This window comes from Flavobacterium aquidurense (assembly GCF_002217195.1).
Lineage (GTDB): Bacteria > Bacteroidota > Bacteroidia > Flavobacteriales > Flavobacteriaceae > Flavobacterium > Flavobacterium frigidimaris.
The window spans coordinates 1-22,605 of sequence record NZ_MUGR01000061.1 but is presented as its reverse complement, the minus strand read 5'-3'; the positions used below and the strand labels follow the sequence as shown (position 1 = coordinate 22,605).

Annotated in this window: 19 protein-coding genes; 15 read left to right on the top strand and 4 right to left on the bottom strand. The window is 33.8% G+C overall.

The window, feature by feature from the left end; all coding sequences use genetic code 11:
• Positions 1 to 34: 34 nt before the first annotated feature.
• The 4 genes from B0A67_RS23395 to porX form a co-directional block, all read right to left on the bottom strand.
• A complete protein-coding gene (locus B0A67_RS23395; protein ID WP_072963546.1) occupies positions 35 to 1,234 on the bottom strand; it encodes an alanine dehydrogenase in 1,200 nt (399 codons plus the stop codon).
• A gap of 83 nt (positions 1,235 to 1,317) precedes the next feature.
• On the bottom strand, positions 1,318 to 1,803 hold the full coding sequence (locus tag B0A67_RS23390) for a GNAT family N-acetyltransferase (protein WP_084074614.1): 486 nt from the start codon (positions 1,801 to 1,803) through the stop codon (positions 1,318 to 1,320).
• Between the two features lie 83 nt (positions 1,804 to 1,886).
• Positions 1,887 to 2,294: a tRNA (adenosine(37)-N6)-threonylcarbamoyltransferase complex ATPase subunit type 1 TsaE gene (gene tsaE, locus B0A67_RS23385; RefSeq protein WP_072963543.1), complete on the bottom strand. Its 408-nt coding sequence runs from the start codon at positions 2,292 to 2,294 to the stop codon at positions 1,887 to 1,889.
• A gap of 166 nt (positions 2,295 to 2,460) precedes the next feature.
• Complete coding sequence (gene porX, locus B0A67_RS23380) at positions 2,461 to 4,014, bottom strand: T9SS response regulator signal transducer PorX (RefSeq protein WP_072963540.1); 1,554 nt, start codon at positions 4,012 to 4,014, stop codon at positions 2,461 to 2,463.
• A gap of 221 nt (positions 4,015 to 4,235) precedes the next feature.
• Here porX and B0A67_RS23375 point away from each other — a divergent pair, with 221 nt between their 5' ends.
• From B0A67_RS23375 to B0A67_RS23305, 15 genes are all read left to right on the top strand, one after another.
• The gene (locus B0A67_RS23375) at positions 4,236 to 5,465 is read left to right on the top strand and encodes an HD domain-containing protein (protein WP_072963536.1); all 1,230 of its coding nucleotides are present in this window, start codon (positions 4,236 to 4,238) and stop codon (positions 5,463 to 5,465) included.
• Between the two features lie 39 nt (positions 5,466 to 5,504).
• Positions 5,505 to 6,548, top strand: a complete 1,044-nt coding sequence (gene lpxD / locus B0A67_RS23370; RefSeq protein WP_072963532.1) for a UDP-3-O-(3-hydroxymyristoyl)glucosamine N-acyltransferase — start codon at positions 5,505 to 5,507, stop codon at positions 6,546 to 6,548.
• Positions 6,541 to 7,929: a bifunctional UDP-3-O-[3-hydroxymyristoyl] N-acetylglucosamine deacetylase/3-hydroxyacyl-ACP dehydratase gene (locus B0A67_RS23365; protein WP_072963601.1), complete on the top strand. Its 1,389-nt coding sequence runs from the start codon at positions 6,541 to 6,543 to the stop codon at positions 7,927 to 7,929. The genes lpxD and B0A67_RS23365 overlap by 8 nt, the downstream gene beginning before the upstream one ends.
• A gap of 72 nt (positions 7,930 to 8,001) precedes the next feature.
• A complete protein-coding gene (lpxA, locus tag B0A67_RS23360; protein ID WP_017497513.1) occupies positions 8,002 to 8,787 on the top strand; it encodes an acyl-ACP--UDP-N-acetylglucosamine O-acyltransferase in 786 nt (261 codons plus the stop codon).
• Between the two features lie 77 nt (positions 8,788 to 8,864).
• Positions 8,865 to 9,431 carry an elongation factor P gene (efp, locus tag B0A67_RS23355; RefSeq protein WP_072963528.1) on the top strand — a complete coding sequence of 189 codons (567 nt, stop codon included), beginning with the start codon at positions 8,865 to 8,867 and terminating at the stop codon, positions 9,429 to 9,431.
• A gap of 135 nt (positions 9,432 to 9,566) precedes the next feature.
• Complete coding sequence (locus B0A67_RS23350) at positions 9,567 to 10,496, top strand: UDP-3-O-(3-hydroxymyristoyl)glucosamine N-acyltransferase (protein ID WP_072963525.1); 930 nt, start codon at positions 9,567 to 9,569, stop codon at positions 10,494 to 10,496.
• Position 10,497: 1 nt separating this feature from the next.
• Entirely contained in the window at positions 10,498 to 10,860 is a 363-nt protein-coding gene (locus B0A67_RS23345) for a hypothetical protein (RefSeq protein WP_072963522.1), read from the top strand.
• An 84-nt stretch (positions 10,861 to 10,944) separates the two neighbouring features.
• Positions 10,945 to 11,817: a succinate--CoA ligase subunit alpha gene (gene sucD / locus B0A67_RS23340; protein ID WP_047775108.1), complete on the top strand. Its 873-nt coding sequence runs from the start codon at positions 10,945 to 10,947 to the stop codon at positions 11,815 to 11,817.
• 147 nt (positions 11,818 to 11,964) lie between these two features.
• A complete protein-coding gene (locus tag B0A67_RS23335) occupies positions 11,965 to 12,393 on the top strand; it encodes a hypothetical protein (protein WP_072963518.1) in 429 nt (142 codons plus the stop codon).
• A 479-nt stretch (positions 12,394 to 12,872) separates the two neighbouring features.
• Positions 12,873 to 13,484 carry an RNA polymerase sigma factor gene (locus B0A67_RS23330; protein WP_072963515.1) on the top strand — a complete coding sequence of 204 codons (612 nt, stop codon included), beginning with the start codon at positions 12,873 to 12,875 and terminating at the stop codon, positions 13,482 to 13,484.
• Between the two features lie 90 nt (positions 13,485 to 13,574).
• A complete protein-coding gene (locus tag B0A67_RS23325) occupies positions 13,575 to 14,690 on the top strand; it encodes a FecR family protein (protein ID WP_072963511.1) in 1,116 nt (371 codons plus the stop codon).
• A gap of 243 nt (positions 14,691 to 14,933) precedes the next feature.
• Positions 14,934 to 18,647, top strand: coding sequence for a SusC/RagA family TonB-linked outer membrane protein (locus tag B0A67_RS23320; RefSeq protein WP_072963508.1), 3,714 nt, complete (start codon positions 14,934 to 14,936; stop codon positions 18,645 to 18,647).
• Positions 18,648 to 18,661: 14 nt separating this feature from the next.
• Complete coding sequence (locus B0A67_RS23315; RefSeq protein ID WP_072963505.1) at positions 18,662 to 20,149, top strand: RagB/SusD family nutrient uptake outer membrane protein; 1,488 nt, start codon at positions 18,662 to 18,664, stop codon at positions 20,147 to 20,149.
• A 19-nt stretch (positions 20,150 to 20,168) separates the two neighbouring features.
• Complete coding sequence (locus tag B0A67_RS23310) at positions 20,169 to 21,026, top strand: zinc-binding metallopeptidase (RefSeq protein WP_072963502.1); 858 nt, start codon at positions 20,169 to 20,171, stop codon at positions 21,024 to 21,026.
• A gap of 29 nt (positions 21,027 to 21,055) precedes the next feature.
• Positions 21,056 to 22,438: a DUF4302 domain-containing protein gene (locus B0A67_RS23305; protein WP_072963499.1), complete on the top strand. Its 1,383-nt coding sequence runs from the start codon at positions 21,056 to 21,058 to the stop codon at positions 22,436 to 22,438.
• The last annotated feature ends 167 nt before the right edge of the window (positions 22,439 to 22,605 follow it).

The following is a 22,605-nucleotide window of genomic DNA, read 5'->3' as shown; positions in this document are numbered from 1 at the left end:
AATAAAATTTTTGCAAAGGTACACTAAAGTTCCCTTAAAATACAAGTAAATTGATATCGTTATCAGGCAAATCAAACCATTCGCCAATAGCTTTGTTGGTTAAAATTCCGTGATATAAGTAAATTCCGTTTTTTAAACCTTTATTGCATCTTATAGCACTTTCTAATCCGCCATCTTCAGCAATTTGAAGTAAATACGGGGTCAGAATGTTACTGATTGATAATGAGGCGGTTTTAGAATATCGGGAAGGGATATTAGGAACGCAGTAATGCAAAACATTGCTTTTGATAAAAGTTGGTTTTTCGTGAGTGGTAACTTCAGAAGTTTCAAAACACCCTCCGGTATCAATGCTCACATCAACAATGACAGCACCTTTTTTCATATGCTCTACCATGGTTTCTGTCACTATAATAGGACAACGTTCTTTACCGCGCATGGCACCAATTGCAACATCACAACGACGCAAGGCTTTTAGTAATGCTTTTTGCTGCACTGTAGATGTAAAGATTCTTTGGTTTAGATTGTTTTGTAAACGGCGTAATTTTGTTATCGAATTGTCAAAAACTTTCACATTTGCACCTAGGCCTATAGCGGTTTTGGCCGCAAACTCACCAACAGTTCCTGCACCTAAAATCACAACTTCAGTAGGAGGGACACCGGTAATGTTTCCGAACAGAAGTCCTTTTCCAAATTCATCAGTAATCATCAATTCGGCAGCAATAAGTATAGAAGCTGTTCCGGCAATTTCACTTAATGATTTTACAGCAGGATAAGAACCATCTTCGTCCTTTATATATTCAAACGCGAGTGCTGTAATCTTTTTTTGAGCCAAAGCTTCAAAATATTCTTTCTTTTTGGTTTTCAATTGAATAGCCGAAATGATAATCGTTTCAGGATTTATCATTTTAATCTCAGCTAGTGTTGGCGGTTCTACCTTTAATAGGAGCGGACAGCCAAAGACTTTTTTAGTGTCTTTTGTAACTTCTGCTCCTGCATCTGAATATTCCTTATCAGAATAACTTGAACTTTCACCGGCTCCGGATTCAATCATTACGCGGTGACCTTCATAAGTCAACGAATTTACTGCGTCAGGAGTCAGGCAAATACGACGTTCCTGATAACTTGTTTCTTTAGGAATTCCTATAAAAAGCTCGCTTTTGAATCGGCCAATTTCAAGTTTTTCTTCTTGTGGCAACAATTGTTGTTTCGTAAATGGAGTTAAGGTAATTGACATGGGTGATACAAAAATTAAGAGTACAAATTACGTAAAAAGTTTTAAAATCAATGTAAAAAATCTGCTAATACTACAACATCAAATTAAGGCATGATTTTCTCCATTTTAATATCCGCCCGTTCATAACTTACATTTTCTAAAGGGACTTCGACAAAACCGAATTTTTCATATAAATGAATGGCAGGAAGTAATTTTCGATTTGAATACAAAAAGAGTTTCTGAATTTTATTTTCTTTGGCTACAGTCATACAATGCGCTAATAATTTATTTCCAATTCCCAGTCCCTGAGCTTTATCGGAAACCGCCATTTTACTTAATTCAAAAGTAACGGCATCAATCTTTAGCAGGGAAACAGTTCCGAGGATTTCATTATTATATTTAGCATAAAAAATCAATCCGCCCTTGTCTATGATCTCTTCCTTAGGATTCGAAAGTACTATTTCGTCTTTTTCTTCAACTCTGAAATATTTTTGAAGCCATTCCTTATTCAAGGTTTTGATTGGTTCTTTCAGATCTGAAGAGAAAGGGATTATTTCTACTGCATTCATTATATATGTATGTTGTTTCATAGGGACTCGCTAAGATTTCGCAAAGTCATACAAAGAATTATTACAAAAACTTTGCGAAATCTTCGTGAATCTCTGTGGAATTTTTATTCTAATTTCAATTCTCTTTCTCCATCTGCCAATAACTCAATTGTAACAACAGAATGTTCTTCTGGAATTAAGCTTGCGATTTTTTCTGACCATTCAATAAAACACCAATTCCCTGAATACAAATAATCATCAACTCCCATGTCAAGCGCTTCGGTTTCTTTATTTAATCGGTAAAAATCAAAATGATAAACTATTTGATTGTCAGTAGTATAATACTCGTTAACTAAAGAAAAAGTTGGGCTGCTTGTAGCGTCCTGAACTCCAAGGTTTTTACATAATTGTTTGATTAAAGTAGTTTTTCCAACTCCCATTTCTCCATTAAAAAGAATGATTTTTTTGGGATTTGAAGCTATAATTTTCTCTGCTACTTCCTGAATTTGATCTAATGAAAAAACGATATTCATTTCTATTGTTTATTAATTATAGTCTCAGTCCCGGTTTTTATTCTCAGTTAGAAACTGTAAACTGCCTTTTTTTTTGCCACAGATTAAAAAGATGTATTGATTTTTTCTAAATCTGTGTGAATCTGTGGCAATTTCTTTTTACTGGAAACTGTGACTGAAAACTTTTCTATTTTGGATTAAATACCAAAAACGGAATAATCATTTCTTCTAACGAAATTCCTCCGTGTTGGTATGTATTTCTGTAATAACTTACATAATGATTGTAATTGTTTACGTAAGCCAAAAAGAAATCATTTTTAGCGAATATAAACGAACTGCTCATGTTTATAGCCGGCAGGCCAATATCTTTCGGTTCTTTTACTACATAAACATCTTTTTGTTCGTATGTTAAACTACGACCTGTTTTATAGCGCAAATTTAAACTTGTATTTTTATCCCCAACTACTTTTGACGGGTTTTTTACATTAATTGTTCCGTGATCTGTAGTCAGGATTAATTTGAAACCTAAAAGTTGTGCCTGTTGAATAATTTCTAAAAGCGGAGAATTTTTGAACCAGCTTAATGTTAAGGAGCGATACGCTTTATCATCAGAAGCAAGTTCTTTTACTACGTCCATTTCAGTTTTGGCATGCGACAGCATATCTACAAAATTGTAAACCACCGTTACTAAATCGTTTCCTTTTAGGGCTTTGAAGTTTTCGGCTAGTTTTTTTCCGCCGGCATAATTCGTGATTTTAAAATAATCTTCCTTAATGTTCAATCCTAAACGTTTTAATTGTGCGCTTAAAAATTCAGCTTCGTAAAGGTTTTTACCGCCTTCTTCAACGTCATTTTTCCAATATTGCGGGAATTGTTTTTCCATTTCTGTAGGCAGTAAACCAGAGAAAATAGCATTTCTGGCGTATTGGGTTGCAGTTGGAAGAATAGAATAATAAGGAACTTCTTTCTCTAATTTATAATAATTAGCTACTACAGTTTCAAATGATTTCCATTGATCGTAGCGCAAATTGTCTATCACAACAAACAAAATTGGCTTGTCTTTCTTTTTGATTTCAGGAACTACCAATTCCTTAAACAAGGTATGAGACTGAATTGGTTTGTCGGCTTTTGGCGCAAACCAGTCTTCATAATTTCTCTCGATAAATTTTCCAAATTGCGAATTGGCTTCCACTTTCTGGGATTCAAGAATCTCAATCATTCCCTGGTCATTGATATTTTCGAGTTCTAATTCCCAAAAAATCAATTTTTTATACAATTCAACCCAATCTTCATAAGAGTTGACCATCGCCATTTCCATAGAGATTTTTCGGAATTCTTTCTGATAATCCAAAGTTGTTTTCTCTGAAATTAATCTCGAATGATCCAGATTCTTTTTTAAACTCAGTAAAATCTGATTCGGATTTACCGGTTTTATTAAGTAATCAGCGATTTTAGAACCTATGGCTTCTTCCATTATGTATTCTTCTTCACTTTTTGTGATCATGATCATTGGAGTTGCTGATTTTTTTTCTTTCATTTCAGAAAGCGTTTCCAAACCACTCATTCCCGGCATATTTTCATCTAAAAAAACAATGTCAAAATTGTCTTCTTCAAACAAAGCGATAGCATCTAAACCGTTGTTACAAGTAGTTACAGCGTAGTTTTTTTTCTCGAGAAATAATATATGAGGCTTTAAAAGATCGATTTCATCGTCGACCCAAAGTATTTTTATCTTATCCATAAACGTGTTTAATTTTAATGCAATTTAGAAGTATAGAACTTAAAAAGTATTAAAAATAGTATAAATTTCAGAATTATAAATAGTGTTTTTTTAATAAAAATTGTATCCAAATTGAATATCGCCTTGAAAATCAAGACAATTTAATATTGATTTTTAAATGAAAAACGCAAAGCTGTTTATGGTTATTTACTTATATTTGTTGACCTAAAAATAACCAAAGAGTGACTCATATCAATAAGTTAAAAATATTCAATGACCCTATCTACGGGTTTATTTCTATCCCGAACGAACTTATTTACGACTTAATTCAGCATCCGTATTTTCAGCGTTTACGCCGTATTTCGCAAATGGGAATGTCGTATTTGGTTTATCCGGGAGCCAATCACACGCGTTTTCATCATGCTTTGGGCTGTATGCATTTAATGCAAAAAGCAGTTGAAACACTTCGATTCAAAGGAGTTGCAATTTCGGCTGAAGAGGAAAATGCTTTGCTTATTGCTATTTTGCTGCATGATATTGGTCACGGGCCATTTTCGCATGCTATGGAAAAAAGTATTGTTGAAGATGTTAATCATGAAGCGATTTCGTTATTGTTTATGAATCAGCTCAATGACGAATTTGACGGGAGATTGAGTTTGGCAATTCAGGTTTTTAAAGGTGATTATCACAGGAAATTTATGCTGCAATTGATTTCTAGTCAATTGGATATGGATCGAATGGATTATTTAAAACGTGATAGCTTTTATACCGGAGTTGCGGAAGGAAATGTTAATTCTGAACGTTTGATTCAGATGATGAATGTTGTTGAGGGAACTTTGGTTATTGAAGAAAAAGGGATTTATTCTGTTGAAAAATTCCTGCTTTCAAGAAGATTAATGTACTGGCAGGCCTATTTGCATAAAACAAGTTTAGTGGCGGAGTTAATTTTGATGAATGTTCTAAAAAGAGCGAAAGAATTAACATTAAAAGGAATTAGTTTGCCTTGCAGTGAGCCTCTTTTGTATTTTATGCAAAATAAAGTGTCTTTGGAGGATTTTGATGCTGAAAAATTAGATTTATTCTCTCAACTAGATGATTTTGATATTATTAGCGCCTTAAAAGCCTGGCAGAAGCAAGATGATTTTATATTGTCTACTTTGAGTAAGATGCTTATTAATAGGGATTTATTAAAAATTAAATTGAGCGCTGAAAAAATTTCGGCAGAAGAATCGCAATCGTTGAAAGAAAAATTTGCTAACGACCACCATATTACACAATTAGAGGCAGGGTATTTTATTTTTAGAGGAAAAATAAAAAATCAGGCTTACAGTAAAGAAGCTGAACCGATACGAATTTTGAAAAAAGATAAAACAATTGAGGACGTTGTAGAAGCATCTGATCAGCTGAATTTGAAATCGTTATCTAAATTGGTGACAAAATATTACATCTGTTTTCCAAAACAACTTATCTAAAATTAACATTTAAAATCTATTTTTTATATTTTTGTCGCAATGAAATTTACAGCAGAACAAATAGCAGGAATTTTAGAAGGAGAAGTTGTTGGGAATCCCAATGCAGAAGTTTCTCGGCTGTCTAAAATCGAAGAAGGTGAGGAAGGATCCCTTACTTTTTTGGCTAATCCAAAATATATCAATTACATCTACACTACAAAGGCTTCAGTAACTATAGTTAATGACAGCTTTATCCCCGAACAAGATATTACCACGACTTTAATCAAAGTAGAAGACGCTTACGCCTCTTTCTCTAAGCTTTTACAGTTTTACAATCAGGTAAAATTGAATAAAAATGGAATCGAAGCACATTCTTTTATGAGTGAAGGAACTAAATATGGAGAGAATTTATATTTAGGAAGCTTTAGTTATATAGGACAAAATGTAGTGTTGGGTGACAATGTGAAAATTTATCCAAACAGTTTTATTGGCGATAATGTTGTTATTGGCGATAATGTGTATATTTTTGCAGGCGCTAAAATTTATTCTGAAACCATTATAGGTAATAATTGTACAATTCATTCGGGAACTATTATTGGCGCGGATGGTTTTGGTTTTGTACCGGATGAAGAAGGAGTATATAGTAAGGTTCCTCAAATTGGGAACGTTGTTATAGAAGATAATGTAGATATTGGGGCAAACACCACAATAGACCGTGCAACTCTGGGATCTACAATAATTAGAAAAGGAGTTAAATTAGACAATCAGATTCAGATTGCCCATAATGTAGAAATTGGTAAAAATACCGTAATTGCAGCGCAATCAGGTGTTGCTGGTTCTACGAAAATTGGAGAAAACTGTATGATTGGCGGGCAAGTAGGTATCGCAGGCCACTTAATTATAGGTAATAATGTCAGATTGCAGGCTCAGTCAGGAGTAGCAAGAAACATTAAAGATGATGAAACATTACAGGGGACTCCGTCTCTGGCATATACAGATTTTAACAAATCGTATGTTCATTTCAAAAATCTGCCTAAGATTGTTGCCGAAATTGATGAATTAAAAAAACAAATAATAAACCCAAAAAATGGAAATAATGGTTAAACAGAAGACCATCAAAAATGAAATTTCACTAACAGGCGTTGGATTACACACTGGAAAAGAAGTTACAATGACTTTTAAACCGGCTCCAATTAATAATGGTTTCACTTTTGTAAGAGTAGATTTGCAAGGCCAGCCAGTCATTGAGGCTGATGCTAATTATGTTGTTAATACGCAAAGAGGTACTAACTTAGAAAAATTAGGTGTAAAAATTCAAACTCCGGAACACGTTTTAGCCGCATTAGTTGGCTGTGATTTGGATAATGTTATTATTGAATTGAATGCTTCAGAACTGCCTATTATGGATGGTTCTTCAAAATATTTTGTTGAAGCGATTGAAAATGCCGGAATCGAAGAGCAAGGAGCTAAACGTAATGTTTATGTAGTAAAAGAAGTTATTTCGTTTACTGACGAAACTACCGGAAGCGAGATTTTGGTAATGCCAAGCGATGATTATCAGGTTACTGCAATGGTTGATTTTGGTACTAAAGTTTTAGGTACTCAAAATGCAACTATGAAAAGTATAGCTGACTTTAAAGAGGAAATTGCTAATTCAAGAACGTTTAGTTTCTTACATGAGTTAGAATCTCTTTTAGAGAACGGACTCATTAAAGGAGGAGATTTAAACAATGCTATTGTATATGTAGATAAAGAAATTTCTGATGCTACAATGGAGAACTTAAAGAAAGCATTTGGTAAAGACAAAATTTCGGTTAAGCCAAATGGTGTTTTAGACAATCTTACTTTACACTATCCAAACGAAGCTGCAAGACATAAATTATTAGATGTTGTTGGAGATTTGTCTTTGATTGGAGTTAGAATTCAGGGAAAAATTATTGCTAATAAACCTGGGCATTATGTGAATACACAGTTTGCTAAAAAACTAGCTAAAATTATCAAAATTGAACAAAGAAATCATGTTCCGGTTTATGATTTAAATCTGGAGCCTTTGATGGATATTCATAAAATTATGGCCGTATTGCCACACAGACCTCCATTTTTGTTAATTGACAGAATTATAGAAATGTCTGATAGTCATGTGGTAGGGATGAAAAATGTAACGATGAATGAAAATTTCTTCGTAGGACATTTTCCTGAAGCTCCGGTTATGCCGGGTGTTTTAATTGTTGAAGCAATGGCACAAACAGGTGGGATTTTAGTATTAAGCACAGTTCCGGATCCTGAAAATTATTTGACATATTTCATGAAAATTGATAATGTTAAGTTCAAGCATAAAGTATTGCCTGGTGATACCTTAATTTTTAAATGCGAATTGATTTCTCCTATCAGAAGAGGAATCTGTCACATGCAGGCAAATGCATACGCAAATGGAAAATTGGTAACAGAGGCAGAATTAATGGCTCAAATTGCAAGAAAACAATAATATTTATCGATTTTATTGTTTACGTTTGTTGCCCAAATTAGACTATTTTAATATAAAATATAAAACTCACAGATGAATCAACCATTAGCATATGTTCATCCCGGCGCTAAAATCGCTAAAAACGTTGTAATTGAGCCTTTTACAACAATTCACAATAATGTTATTATTGGTGATGGTACGTGGATTGGTTCAAATGTAACCATCATGGAAGGTGCCCGTATTGGAAAAAATTGTAATATTTTTCCAGGAGCAGTAATTTCTGCAGTACCACAAGATTTAAAATTTGGAGGAGAAGATTCTTTAGCTATTATAGGAGATAATTGTACTATTAGAGAGTGTGTAACAATCAATAGAGGTACAGTTGCTTCAGGACAAACAATTTTAGGAAATAACTGTTTAGTTATGGCTTATGCCCATATTGCGCACGATTGCGAAATAGGAAATAATGCTATTATTGTAAACGGAGTTGCTCTGGCAGGTCACGTTGTCGTTGGTAATCACGCAGTAATTGGTGGTTTGGCAGCTATTCATCAGTTTATTCATATTGGAGATCATGCTATGATTTCCGGTGGATCATTGGTAAGAAAAGATGTTCCGCCGTATACAAAAGCGGCAAAAGAACCGTTGTCTTATGTTGGAATTAATTCAGTTGGTTTAAGAAGAAGAGGATTTAGTACTGAAAAAATTAGAGAAATTCAGGAAATTTACAGAATTTTATACCAGAAGAATTACAATACAACACAAGCTTTAAGTATTATTGAAGCTGAAATGGAAGCTACTCCTGAGAGAGATGAAATTTTAGATTTTATCAGAAATTCATCACGAGGAATTATGAAAGGTTATTCAGGAAACTATTAAATAAAAGTTTAATTGTTGATTTGTTTAATCGTNNACGATTAAACAAATCAACAAAATATTAAATAAAACAAAGTAAAATGGCATCTACATCAGATATTAGAAACGGATTGTGTATTAAATTTAATCACGATATCTATAAAATAGTCGAATTTCTTCACGTAAAACCTGGTAAAGGTCCAGCTTTCGTAAGAACAAAATTAAGAAGTTTAACTACAGGAAGAGTGTTGGATAATACATTTTCTGCAGGACACAAAATTGAGGATGTGCGTGTAGAAACGCATAACTATCAGTTTTTATATGCTGAAGGAGATGAATTTCATTTCATGAATACAGAATCTTTTGAGCAAATTTCTTTGAATAAAAACATTTTGGATGCTCCGGGATTATTAAAAGAAGGAACAAGTGTAATGGTTCAGGTAAATACTGAAACTGATTTGCCTTTATCAGTAGATATGCCATCTTCTGTAATTCTTGAAGTTACTTATGCTGAGCCTGGAGTAAAAGGAAATACAGCTACAAATGCTACTAAATCTGCTACGGTAGAAACCGGAGCAACAGTAAACGTTCCGTTGTTTATCAACGAAGGAGATAAAATTAAAATTGATACAGCTTCAGGTAATTACATGGAGCGTGTAAAAGAGTAGTTTTTTAATTAGATAATTTGTCAATGGGTCAATTAGAAAATTAGTGAATCATCACAATTTTGAGCATTCATTTTCTGATTGACACATTTTCTAATTGGCACATTCTCTAATTGATAAATTTTCTAATTATAAAATATGAAATTTCCAAAGATTCATTCTTTACAAGAAATTGCTAATTTGCTTCAATGCGAATTTATTGGCGACCCAAACTTCCCTGTTTCAGGCATGAACGAAATACATGTTGTTGAGCCAGGAGATATTGTTTTTGTCGACCATCCAAAATATTATGACAAAGCTTTACAGTCGGCAGCTACTATTATTTTAATTAATAAAAAAGTAGATTGCCCGGAAGGTAAAGCTCTTTTAATTTCTGATGATCCTTTTAGAGATTTTAACACCCTTACCAAACATTTTAGACCGTTTCAGGCGACAACTGTTTCAATAGCGCTGTCTGCAACTATAGGAGAAGGTACCGTTATTCAGCCCAATTGTTTTATTGGAAACTTCGTAACAATTGGAAAAAACTGTTTAATACATCCTAATGTTACGATTTACGATCATACCGTAATTGGAGATAATGTAATTATTCATGCGGGATCTATTTTAGGAGCTGATGCTTTCTATTATAAAAAACGTCCGGATGGGTTTGATCAGCTCCTTTCAGGTGGAAGAGTAGTAATAAAAGACAATGTTGGCATTGGCGCACTTTGTACCATTGACAAAGGAGTTACTGGCGATACCACTATTGGCGAAGGAACAAAACTGGACAATCAGGTGCATGTCGGACATGATACCGTGATTGGTGAAAAATGTCTGATTGCTTCACAAACCGGTATTGCAGGTTGTGTCATTATCGAAGACGAAGTTACAATCTGGGGACAAGTTGGTACTACAAGCGGCATCACGATAGGAGCGAAGGCTGTTATTATGGGACAAACCGGAGTTACCAAGTCGGTAGAAGGAGGAAAATCTTACTTTGGAACTCCAATCGAAGAATCAAGAGAAAAGTTGAAACAATTAGCCTACATCAAAAAGATTCCTGAAATTTTAAATAAATTGAAGTAATATGTCTATTAAAGAATTTGTTCAGAAATTTTACAAGTCAGACGCCTTAATTGATAGCGATATCATGAAAATTTATTTACATCCTGATGTAAAGTTGGATTGGAACAGCACCAAAGGATTGATTGAGATGGATTATAATTCAATGCTGGATATGGCAAATGAGCTTAGTCGTGCCTATGTACGGTCGAAAGTAAGAATAAGCCATATTTTAGCTGAAGATGACTTAGTTTCAGTTCGATATTCGCATTTTGTGAAAACGATTGAGAACCCACGAGAAGAGATGTTATTGGCCCATTTTGCTATAATTTGGCAAATAAAAGATGATAAATTGTATCGCGGTTATCAAATGAGTCAATTTTCTTAATTTTTTTGAAGACAAAAAGGTTAAAATACGTTACAAAACCTTACTTTTGCATCACAATTTTAAAAACTACATAAAATATATATCATGAGTGTTTTAGTTAATAAAGATTCCAAAATAATTGTTCAAGGATTTACAGGAAGCGAAGGAACTTTCCACGCTTCTCAAATGATTGAGTACGGTACTAATGTTGTTGGTGGTGTTACTCCTGGTAAAGGGGGAACTAGCCATTTAGACCGTCCGGTTTTTAATACAGTAAAAGATGCTGTTGAGCAAGCCGGAGCTGATACATCTATCATTTTTGTACCGCCAGCTTTTGCTGCTGATGCAATTATGGAAGCTGCTGATGCTGGAATCAAAGTAATTATTGCTATTACAGAAGGAATTCCTGTAGCAGATATGATTAAAGCAAATAATTATGTTAAAGAAAGAAATTCCAGATTAATCGGGCCAAACTGTCCGGGAGTAATTACTCCGGGTGAAGCTAAAGTTGGTATTATGCCAGGTTTCGTTTTCAAAAAAGGAACAGTTGGTATCGTTTCTAAATCAGGAACTTTAACTTATGAAGCTGCTGACCAGGTTGTAAAACAAGGTTTAGGAATTACTACAGCTATTGGTATTGGTGGAGATCCAATTATTGGAACTACAACTAAAGAAGCTGTTGAATTGTTAATGAACGATCCTGAAACTGAAATTATCATCATGATTGGTGAAATTGGAGGTCAATTAGAAGCTGATGCTGCTAAATGGGTTAGAGCTGATGGTAATCGTAAACCAGTTGTTGGTTTTATCGCCGGAGAAACTGCTCCTGCTGGTAGAACAATGGGTCACGCAGGTGCTATTGTTGGTGGTTCTGATGATACGGCTGCTGCTAAAAAACAAATTATGAGAGACAACGGAATTCACGTTGTTGATTCGCCAGCTGAAATTGGTAAAAAAGTGAAAGAAATTCTTGGATAATCTCCAATTTTCAAAATAAAAAATTCCAAAAAAAAGTCTCAATATTGTGTTGAGACTTTTTTACATTTTTAAAATGTTAGGAATGTAATTAAAAACGTAGCAACTTAGTTCCGATAGCTATTGGGATAGAAGCTTAAAATAAGAAATATGTACAAAGAATTAGAAAAATTTAAAGTAAGCAATAGTTTTACTTTTACAATGGAAGACAGTTTAGAACAAGTTTGCAATGCTCCTGAAGCTGGTGCAGGTGTTTTTGTTGTCTATGCTGTCGAAGGTGATGCAAAAGAGTTAATCATGGTTGCTTCTACAGGGACTGTTCAGAATGACGGAACTCTAAAAAGCAAAAATGGCGGGTTATACGACAAAATTGTAAACGGACACCAATTTGCTAAAACAGGAAGAAAATATTCATGGCCGGCACAAATGAAACTGGAAAGCATTTCAGCTTTAGAAGTAGTTTGGTACGAAACTTTTAATGCAGATGTCAAAGCGATTCCAACTGCAGTTGAAGGACAGGTTTTGCAGAATTTCTTAGATGAAAATGCAAAATTACCAAGATGGAATGTAGCTTTCTAAGCTATTTTATCAAATAATTCATTTAAAGTCTTGCTAAAAAGCAAGGCTTTTTTTTATGGCATTTGTTTTAAGTAATGCTTTTAATTATGTAATTCTTAGTGCCGTCTTTTGATTTCTTATTGTTCTTTTAAAATTTTGGATCAAAGATCGACGTTTGATTATTTTATTCTTTAAAATACACAAAAAGGTAACCCTTATAATTTTGTTAAAAAATAAGATTAAATATATGGAGGTAAAATCTGACAATTGTAAAATAATTTTAAGTGTTGATACATTTTAAAATTAGGGCTAACCCGTGGCAGGTCAATAAACGAGGCGGTTTTCTATGTTAGGAAATTGCTTTTTCTATGTAAATAAAATTTGTTTTGTATAATTGCTTTTATATATTTATCGCACAGAAGTAGAGAATAATGTTAAAAAAACGTATTCTTTATGTTAAAACCAAGTGCTTATTTTCAAGAATTCTACCGCAAATTAATATGAAGACCAAATTTTTACAAGTAAAGACTTTTAACGATGTTACGCTTTGGAATAACTTGAAAGATGGCGATGAAAAATCTTTTTCGATATTATTCGAGAAATATTATGGAGATTTAGTCAATTACGGAAATTCACTTTCTCCGTATGCTGAAAAAGTACAAGATTGTGTTCAGGATGTCTTTACCGATATCTGGGTATATCGTAACGGATTGCAAAATTCCGTTGTTGTAAAAGCCTATTTGTTATCAAGCGTGCGTAAGCGAATCGCCCGTTTGCATGAACGTGATCATATTTTTCGCAAAGCTACAAGTACTGATGCTATATCATTTCTTTTAGAATTTTCAGTAGAAAACGAACTTATCGATGATGACTATGCTACAAAAGAAAAAGTAGTCTATTTGAATAAATTATTAAATGAACTGCCTGCACGTCAAAAAGAAGCTTTGTATTTGCGCTATCACCAAGGATTAACGGTAGAACAAATTGCCGATATGTTAGAGGTTAATTATCAGTCTGCAAGTAATCTGTTATATCGCGGTTTACTGACATTACGCAAGGAATGGAAAGGCAACCTTTCGTTAATTATACTACTATCTTTAACTACATGTTAAATTTATTTTAAAATAAATAAAAAAAAATCACAATTTAGTGAGTATATAATAAGAAAAGTGTCCTCTATGTTTTTGTAACCTTATTTTTAAATGCAAAAACGTAATAAATATACCGAAATTGAAGATTTTTTGTCTGACGAATCATTCCAGTCATGGATTTTATTTAAAATTGACGAGGATGGTTGGGAAGAGTGGACTTTAGAAAGCCGCCAGCGTGCCAAGTTGGTAGAAGATGCAAGATTATTATTGTTGGCCATGAAAGTGCCGGATTCTAATTTATCACCATCTGATATCCACAACGCGTTACAAACTACATGGATTAAAATTGAAGAAAAAGAAAAGCACATTAATTCAATTCACGATTCAAAAGTAAAAACTCTTAGAAAATATTTCTTTAGCGGAGCTGCAGCCATTTTAGTTTTTGGCATTTTATCTGTTTGGTTTTATCAAAATCAGATCAGTCCAAAAAGTACTGTGATTACTTATAAAGAACTTATAGACGAAAACAGTGAAGGATTAGTCGAGCAGACTAATAATTCGGATAAACCACAAATCATCACATTGTCTGATGGCAGTTCTGTTTTATTGCAACCCAATAGTAAATTAAGTTATCCTAAAATCTTTACCGGAAACGAAAGAAAGGTGTATTTGTCCGGCGAAGGTTTCTTTGAAATTAGTAAAAATCCTAAAAAGCCTTTTTTTGTTTATGCAAACGAAATCGTTACGAAGGTTGTTGGAACTAGTTTTAGAGTAAAGGCTTATTCTGATCAGCCTGACGTTGAAGTTCTTGTGCGCACCGGTAAAGTTAGGGTAAAATCGAATGATTTAGTAGCTAAATCAAATCAGGAAGAAGTGGTTTTACTTCCAAATCAGGCACTTCGCTTTTTACGTAGCGATTTAAGTTTCAATAAAATTACAAATATTACCCAAGATGTTACATTAACGCGCAGTGTTGGTAATATTGAACAATTGAGTTTTGAATTCACTGATATTCCTGTATCACAGATCTTCCAGACAATAGAACAGGCTTATCTGGTGGATATTGATTATCCTAAGAATAAATTAAAAGATTGTCACCTTACCACTTCACTCAGTGATCAGCCTTTGACAGAAAAACTGAAAATTGTCTGTAATAGCATAGGCAATAATACCAGTTTTGAAATGAATGGAAACCAGATCATTATAACATCTGAAGGATGTAACTAATCCCGCTTTATAACTGTAATTATATAGCTCGATTTGAATTTGGAAAGAACAACAACAACCAAAAACAGTCTCAACTAAAAAATAATATATGCCTATGTAAAAGATGATAATGCAGAAAAAAAGTGCCGAAATGCTGTAACATTATCGACACTTAAATTGAATTGAATTACTCTCTGTAAAGAGTAACTCATAATGTTTCTTAAAATACACTCGAATCAGTATTAATCAAAACAATCCAAAATTATGAAAAAACCAGTTGTTAAACAACGATTACTCCATCGAATCATGAAAATAACACTATTTCAGTTTGTCCTGGCGCTTGTATTTTCAAGTGTTGCCATGGCAAATAATGTAAATGGGCAAAAAAAACTAGATACCAAGGTTACCATTAATGTTGCTAATTTAACATTAGACAATGCGTTATCTAAGCTGGAGAAATCTGCCCATGTAAAATTTTCTTATAACTCAAGACTGCCTCAGCTTGCCCAAAAAGTAAGTATAGATGCAGATCAGGAAATGCTGTCAAGCATTCTTAACCGAATTTTAATACCTTTTAATATAACCTATACGGAAGTAAGCAATCAAATTGTTTTACAGAAGAATACTGCTGATTCTTTTACAAGTTCAGACACCGGTAATTCGCTGTTTGAAATATTAACGGCAGGTCCAATTATCAAAGGTGTGGTTACCGATGCTAATGGCAGCCCGTTACCAGGAGCTACGGTTTCTGTAAAAGGAACAAAAAATGCTGTTCTTACTGATTTTGATGGTAGATTTACTATCGAAGTGCCTTCTGGCAGTGATAAACTTGTAATTTCTTATGTGGGAATGGAGTCCAAAGAAATTGGAGTAGGAAACACAAATCCAACGATTGTCTTAAATGATGAAGGGCAAAATTTAAAAGAAGTAGTAGTAACTACGGGTTACGAAAAAACTTCTAAAAGAACTTTTACAGGTGCAATCAGCAAAATTTCAGGTTCTGAATTAAAAGTTGATGGTGTAGTAGATGTCAGCAGAATGATCGAGGGTAAAGCTGCAGGGGTAACCGTACAAAACGTTACCGGGTCTTTTGGTTCGACACCTAAAATTACAGTTCGTGGATCTTCTTCTATTTTTGGAGATACAAAACCTCTATGGGTTATTGACGGAGTAGTGCAGGAAGATATTATCAATGTTTCATTTGCAGATTTAGCTTCCGGAAATTCAGCCACCTTATTAAGTTCTGCTGTAGCAGGATTAAATGCAAATGATATTCAAAGTATTGAAATTCTTAAAGATGCGTCAGCTACTTCAATCTACGGTTCAAGATCGTTAAATGGGGTTGTAGTTGTTACGACTAAACAAGGACGTAGGGATTCTCCTCTAAAAGTAAGTTATTCTGTAGAAAATACAGTGAGAACTGTCCCAAGTTACACACAATACGATATTTTGAATTCTCAGGAATCTATGAGTGTTTTTCAAGAAATGAGAGCTAAGGGGTATCTTACCCAAAGTTCATCATTGACAGCTAGATTTAGTGGTGTATACGGTATTTTGGCTAAAGAAATTAATCGTTATAACGAATCAAATGGCCAATTTGGTGTTAGAAATGAGCAACCGAATATCAATGAATTTTTGAAAAAATACGAATTAGGGAATACAGACTGGTTCAAAGTTTTATTTAGACCCTCTATTACACAAAATCACTCGTTAAGCTTTTCTGGTGGAGGAAAAAACAACACCTTTTATGGCTCTTTAGGATATTACACAGATCCGGGATGGACTTTGGCGGATAATGTAAAACAATTGTCATCAAACTTAAAAGGTACATTTTATATCAACGACAGATTAAATATTACTTTGTCAACACTGGCTTCTGTTCGTGATCAGGAAGCTCCGGGTACTTATGAAAGTAAAAATGACGTTGTATTTGGTAAAGTAACCAGAGATTTCGATATTAACCCGTTTAACTATGTGTTAAGTACCAGCAGAACATTGAGACCTTATGACGAAAATGGTAATTATGAGTACTACCAAAACAATTGGGCTCCTATGAATATCTTAAAAGAATTGAAAAATAATACTATGGGAATAAAAGTAAACGATATTCGTTTTCAAGCAGACATAGATTATAAAATCAACAAACATTTAACGTACAACTTTACAGGTTCTGCCCGTTATGCGAATACATCAAGAGAGCACAAAATTTATGAAGGCTCAAATGTAGTAGGGGCATACAATGCAGGAGTTGGAGCTACTTTAAATACTCAAATTCAAAAAGATAATGCATTCTTATATCAAAATCCAAATGATTTAACGGCACCAAAAGTTTCAGTGTTGGAAAACGGAGGATTCTTGAGAAAATATACTAATGACATGACTTCGTACAATGTTAGAAATAGTGTTACGTACAGAAATACCTTTAACGTTAAACATGAACTTGAAGGCTTCTTTGGTACAGAGTTTAGATCAGTAGACAGAAACAATGACAACTTTACAGCTGCAGGAATTCAATACGAAAAAGGACTTACTGCTTTTGTTGATCCTAGATTAATCGAGAAATTGATAAATGAAGGTAATTCTTATTATGATTTTGGAGCAGAGAGAGAGCGTACGGTTGGTTTCTTTGGAAAAGTAGGATACACTTACGATCGTCGTTATACAGCATCTATTACAGGTCGTTATGACGGATCAAACAGACAAGGTGATACTGGTTCTTCAAGATGGTTGCCTACCTATACAGTAAGTGGAAAATGGAATGTAAAGGAAGAAAACTTCATGAAGAATGTTGAATCTGTTAATACTTTAGCACTTAGGGCTTCATACGGTTTAACAGCAACAGCAGGCCCTGCAACAAATTCATTAGCTATTTATAAGAGTTTTATCACAAACCGTTTTAATACTAGTGACAGAGAAAATGCCATCAGAATTGAAGATTTGCAAAATGGAGATTTGACATGGGAAAAACAATATGAAACTAATATTGGTTTAGATCTTGGAATGTTCAGAAACAGAGTTCAGTTAACTACAGATGTTTACAGACGTAAAGCATTTGATCTTATTGATTATGTAATTACATCTGGAGTTGGTGGGCAAAGTGTTAAACAGGGAAATAATGCCGACATGGAAACTAAAGGTATTGAACTTGGTTTTACTACTCAAAATATTGTTTCAAAAGATTTTAAATGGTCTACCACATTGAATTTTTCTGTTTACGATCAGAAAATTACAAAATTAGCCAATAAACCAGCTGTATTTGATTTAATCGCTGCAAATGGAGGAAATACTGTTGGGCATCCTAGAAATTCCTTGTATTCTTATCAGTTTACTGGATTAAATAATCAAGGATTACCAACTTTCAAATTGCAAGATGGTGCTGCTAATAATATAACAGAAGCTGATTTTCAAGATACAAATGATGTTATGAAGTATTTGAAATATGAAGGATCGGTTGAACCTAATAAATCTATTGGTTTTGCTAATACCTTTACTTATAAAAGTTGGTCACTATATGTTTTCGTAGTTGGATCTGGAGGAAATAAAATAAGATTAAACCCTGTTTACAGTAACAAATACACTGATCAGACTGTTTTTACAAAAGAATTTGCTAACAGATGGATCAACCCAGGTGATGAAAACACTACAAATGTTCCAGTCATTGCAGATAAGTTGTTGAATAGAAATTACGGGGAAAGAGACTTAGAAATCGCGTATAATACTTATAATTTTTCTGATGTAAGAGTAGCAAGCGGTGATTTTGTGAGATTAAAAAATATTTCTCTTGGCTGGGAATTCCCAAGTGAGTTTAAGAGAAAACTGGGAGTAAGTACTTTTAATTTGAAAGGATCAGCTGTTAATCCATGGTTGATTTATTCAGATAAAAACTTACACGGTCAGGATCCTGAGTTTCGTAATACAGGTGGGGTAGCTTTTCCTATTACAGCACAATACACTTTTGCAATTAACCTTTCATTTTAACAATAAAATTAATTATGAAAAATATAAAAATAACACTGTCATTATTAATACTGCTCGGTATTAGCAGTTGTGACGAATTTCTTTCAGAAGTACCAGACAACCGAACTATGATAGATACACCTGAAAAAATATCTGAATTGTTGGTTACCGCTTATCCTAACAACTCTTATTTTGCAATTGCAGAAGTGATGTCAGATAATGTTTTCGACACAGAATTAAAAGAGGCTGCGAATCTAAATAACGATCAGAGTTATAACTGGGAAATGCACACTCAGATTGGATACGAAACTCAAAATGGATTTTGGACGGAATCGTATGCATCAATAGCGGCAGCAAATCAAGCTTTGGCTTCTATTGAAAAGCTAGGAAACCCTGTTAGTTTGAATCCTCAAAAAGGGGAGGCATTAATTGCCAGAGCTTACAATCACTTCATGTTGGTTTCTTTATGGTCAAATCGTTACAATCCTGCTACAGCAACAACTGATTTAGGTGTTCCTTATATTACTAAACCAGAAACTTCATTACTGGTTCAATATAAACGAAATACCGTTAAGGAAGTTTTTGACCTTATAGAGCAGGACATTACAGAAGGTCTGAAATATGTAACCAATAATTATAAAGAACCTAAGTTTCATTTCAATGTTGAAGCGGCTAAAGCTTTTGCATGTCGTTTTTATTTAATAAAAGGTGATTGGGACAAAGTACTGGAATATTCTGAAGGGATCGGTTCTAAACCTACAAGAATTAGAAACTGGACTGCTTTTAATGCAGTTCCTTTTACTCAAATGTCTTTGGAATACTCTAAAGCAGAGCAAGAAACGAATTTATTGATCGATTACCCTAATTCTATTGCAAATAGAGCAGGTTCGTACAGATTTGCTCTTGCAGGAAATAGGTCAGATGAGATATTAGGAAATCAGGCAAATATGTGGAATAAACCTAATTTAATAAGAGCTCAGGGTCAGTATTATGGGGGCGTGATGGTTGTTGTTCCAAAACTTTATGAATATTTTAAAGTTACTAATATTACAGCAGGTATTGGACAAGCTTATACCGCTACCGTATTATTCAGTAATGATGAATTGTATCTGAATAGAATTGAAGCTTTAGTAATGAAAAATAGGATGGCAGAAGCTAATACAGAGTTAGGATTCTTTTTAGGAACCAGAACATCAGGATACAATGCCGCAACAGATTTAATGAATGAAACAGTTGTACAAGCTAAATATCCAGTAATTGCAAACGAGTTTACCCCGTTCTACGCCTTAACTCCTCTTCAGGCTTCTTATATAAAAGCTATAGCTGAAGCAAAAAGAAAAGATTTTATACGTGAAGGGCTTCGATGGTTTGATATTAAACGATTTAATCTTGTTGTAACACACAATACTCTGGAGTTTGGTAAAATAATTCGTAATAACGTTTTAGAAAAAGACGATAAACGAAGAGCATTGCAGATCCCGCTTAGAGCTTCAGATAATGGTATTGAAAAAAATCCTAGATAATTTTTAATTATAATATAGTATGAAAATAGTAAAAACATATAAGGCAGCTTTAATAGCAGGAGTTTTGTTACTTGCTTCTTGTGCTCATGAAGACCAGCCAACAGAAAGCAGGTTAGATTTTTCGGTACCAACAAAAACTGATTTAGACAAATGGATTAGTACGAGTTTTCTGGATCTTTATAACATAAATGTATATTATGAATGGGATCAAAACACAGTCGATAATACCAGATATTTATTCCCGCCAAAAGTCGAAAAAGTACAGCCAGCAATGGAGGTCGTAAAGAAAATTTGGATTGATAGTTATACAACTATTGGTGGAGTAAATTTTGTAAAAAAGATAGCTCCCAGAGAGTTTGTTCTTGTTGGAGGTGTTAATTTAAATACAAACGGAACATTAACTTTAGGATTGGCAGAAGGGGGGCAAAGAATTACTCTTTTTCAAGTAGACAATCTGAATAAAAAGAGTAGGGCAAATGTTACACAATTTATTCATACGATTCAGCATGAATACGTTCATATCTTAAATCAGACTAAACCATTTGATGAGCAGGCCTGGTCTAAATTAACTCCTGTGGGCTATACTTCAACATGGTACACAGAACCAATTGCGACTTCGAGAAATTTAGGTTTTGTAACAAGTTATGCAAGATTAAATATTTATGAAGATTTTGCTGAAACTGCTGCTGCAATATTAACGAGTTCAAAAGCTGAATATGATGCAATCCTAGCGAGTGTTACAGATGCTACAGCTAAAGCAAATATTAAAGCAAAAGAAGCATTGGTCGTAAAATATTATAAAGATGCTTTTAATATAGATTTCTATGCATTAAGAGATCAGGCTCAAAAAAACACTGATGCCGTAGTAAATAACTAAGGATAATAAAATTTATAAAAATAAATATTATGAAAGCAATATATATATATAAGTATTTAATAATTTCTTTTATAGCCTTACTTCTGGTGTCTTGTACAAGCACAGAAGTAGATGCTAAATTTGATCAAAATGCTACAGAAAGATTAAGTGCTCGTCAAAAAGAACTGAACGACGTTTTGCTGTCCTCTGCTGAAGGATGGAAAGCAGTCTACTACACAGATAGTACACAATTAGGAGGCTGGACACATTTATTTAAATTTCTTCCTGAAGGAAAAGTAGATATGGCCTCTGATTTTACTTTAGGCACAGATACAGATACCAAAACCTACAGAAGTCAATATGAGATTCAAGCAGGAAGTACCGCAAGTTTAGTTTTTACAACAGGAAATAGAATTCATCTTTTGTCTGACGCTAATAACTATCCAACGTCGGCGCTTAAAGCAAAAGGATATTTGGGAGATTTTCAATTTTTTTATTATGGACAAAAAAATGGCGATATTATATTTAGAACCAATAGAAATGGACATTTTCTTCGTTTTGTAAAAGCAACAGCGCAAGACTGGACAGATTTACCCAAAAACACTGCAATCATTCAGAGTTTAAAAGGTAATGCAGCAAGTCCGTTGTTTAGGGTAATGGAAACTAATGACGGAGCTGTAACACATCAGTTTGATTTTGATTATAATCCGAATGCGCGTTTTGGTACGGCAACATCTTTAGATTTGGGTAGTCAGGAGGCTTACGATGTTGCATTTGCATTTACTCCGACTGGTGTTGTCTCAAAGCTTCCGGTAGTAGTTAAAGGGCAAAAATTAACAAACTTTTTATATGATAGTGCTACTACCAACTTTATTGCCACAGGAACAAATGGGGTTAGCGCAACGATTAAGTTCAGGAATGAACCAACTAGACTAACTGAAGACTACAAATTACTAATGCCACAGAGCGGTAATAATGTATATGCTTACATCTATAGTACAACAAAATCTGAGTCTGCAAATTCCGCTCTATTTCTAACTTTATTAGCAAATGCTGAAGCTGGCGCCGGTACAGGTTTATTTATTAATAGAATACAACCATGGTTTAATAATGCTGACGGAACAAGTTATATAGAGTATAGATTCTCTACTGTAGCAAATCCAACTGTTGTAGCAGCTAGAGTTTATCATTATTTTACTATAAAGACAGATGCTACAGCTAAAACAGTTACTTTACAACCGGGTGTTTGGAAATCAACTGCGACAGCAGCTTCTCCGGCAATCGTTGCACCTTCATTTTTGAAGACGTTAGACGATCAATTTATGAATCCTAATGGGCTTTATTTTGCTAGAGTACAAGTTTCGGGTTATACAGGTTATACATTAACAAGTACAACAACTCCTTTTAGATTGGTTTTATACTCATTTCAGTAACATATTTTTTTTCTGAAAATTTAAAGAAAGCAGTCCATTTTGGACTGCTTTCTAACTTTAAAAATAATAAATTTTCACTTTTTGTTTATAGTATTATTAATAGATAAAAAAGAACAATATTATAGACAAGAAAGATCACCGAACTCATTTTTTGGTCGTCTTATGGC

Coding starts and splice junctions, on each gene's coding strand:
- B0A67_RS23395 (WP_072963546.1), bottom strand. CDS start 1,234: ATGTCAATTACCTTAACTCCATTTACGAAACAACAATTGTTGCCACAA.
- B0A67_RS23390 (WP_084074614.1), bottom strand. CDS start 1,803: ATGAAACAACATACATATATAATGAATGCAGTAGAAATAATCCCTTTC.
- tsaE (WP_072963543.1), bottom strand. CDS start 2,294: ATGAATATCGTTTTTTCATTAGATCAAATTCAGGAAGTAGCAGAGAAA.
- porX (WP_072963540.1), bottom strand. CDS start 4,014: ATGGATAAGATAAAAATACTTTGGGTCGACGATGAAATCGATCTTTTA.
- lpxD (WP_072963532.1), top strand. CDS start 5,505: ATGAAATTTACAGCAGAACAAATAGCAGGAATTTTAGAAGGAGAAGTT.
- B0A67_RS23365 (WP_072963601.1), top strand. CDS start 6,541: ATGGTTAAACAGAAGACCATCAAAAATGAAATTTCACTAACAGGCGTT.
- lpxA (WP_017497513.1), top strand. CDS start 8,002: ATGAATCAACCATTAGCATATGTTCATCCCGGCGCTAAAATCGCTAAA.
- efp (WP_072963528.1), top strand. CDS start 8,865: ATGGCATCTACATCAGATATTAGAAACGGATTGTGTATTAAATTTAAT.
- B0A67_RS23350 (WP_072963525.1), top strand. CDS start 9,567: ATGAAATTTCCAAAGATTCATTCTTTACAAGAAATTGCTAATTTGCTT.
- B0A67_RS23345 (WP_072963522.1), top strand. CDS start 10,498: ATGTCTATTAAAGAATTTGTTCAGAAATTTTACAAGTCAGACGCCTTA.
- sucD (WP_047775108.1), top strand. CDS start 10,945: ATGAGTGTTTTAGTTAATAAAGATTCCAAAATAATTGTTCAAGGATTT.
- B0A67_RS23335 (WP_072963518.1), top strand. CDS start 11,965: ATGTACAAAGAATTAGAAAAATTTAAAGTAAGCAATAGTTTTACTTTT.
- B0A67_RS23330 (WP_072963515.1), top strand. CDS start 12,873: ATGAAGACCAAATTTTTACAAGTAAAGACTTTTAACGATGTTACGCTT.
- B0A67_RS23325 (WP_072963511.1), top strand. CDS start 13,575: ATGCAAAAACGTAATAAATATACCGAAATTGAAGATTTTTTGTCTGAC.
- B0A67_RS23320 (WP_072963508.1), top strand. CDS start 14,934: ATGAAAAAACCAGTTGTTAAACAACGATTACTCCATCGAATCATGAAA.
- B0A67_RS23315 (WP_072963505.1), top strand. CDS start 18,662: ATGAAAAATATAAAAATAACACTGTCATTATTAATACTGCTCGGTATT.
- B0A67_RS23310 (WP_072963502.1), top strand. CDS start 20,169: ATGAAAATAGTAAAAACATATAAGGCAGCTTTAATAGCAGGAGTTTTG.
- B0A67_RS23305 (WP_072963499.1), top strand. CDS start 21,056: ATGAAAGCAATATATATATATAAGTATTTAATAATTTCTTTTATAGCC.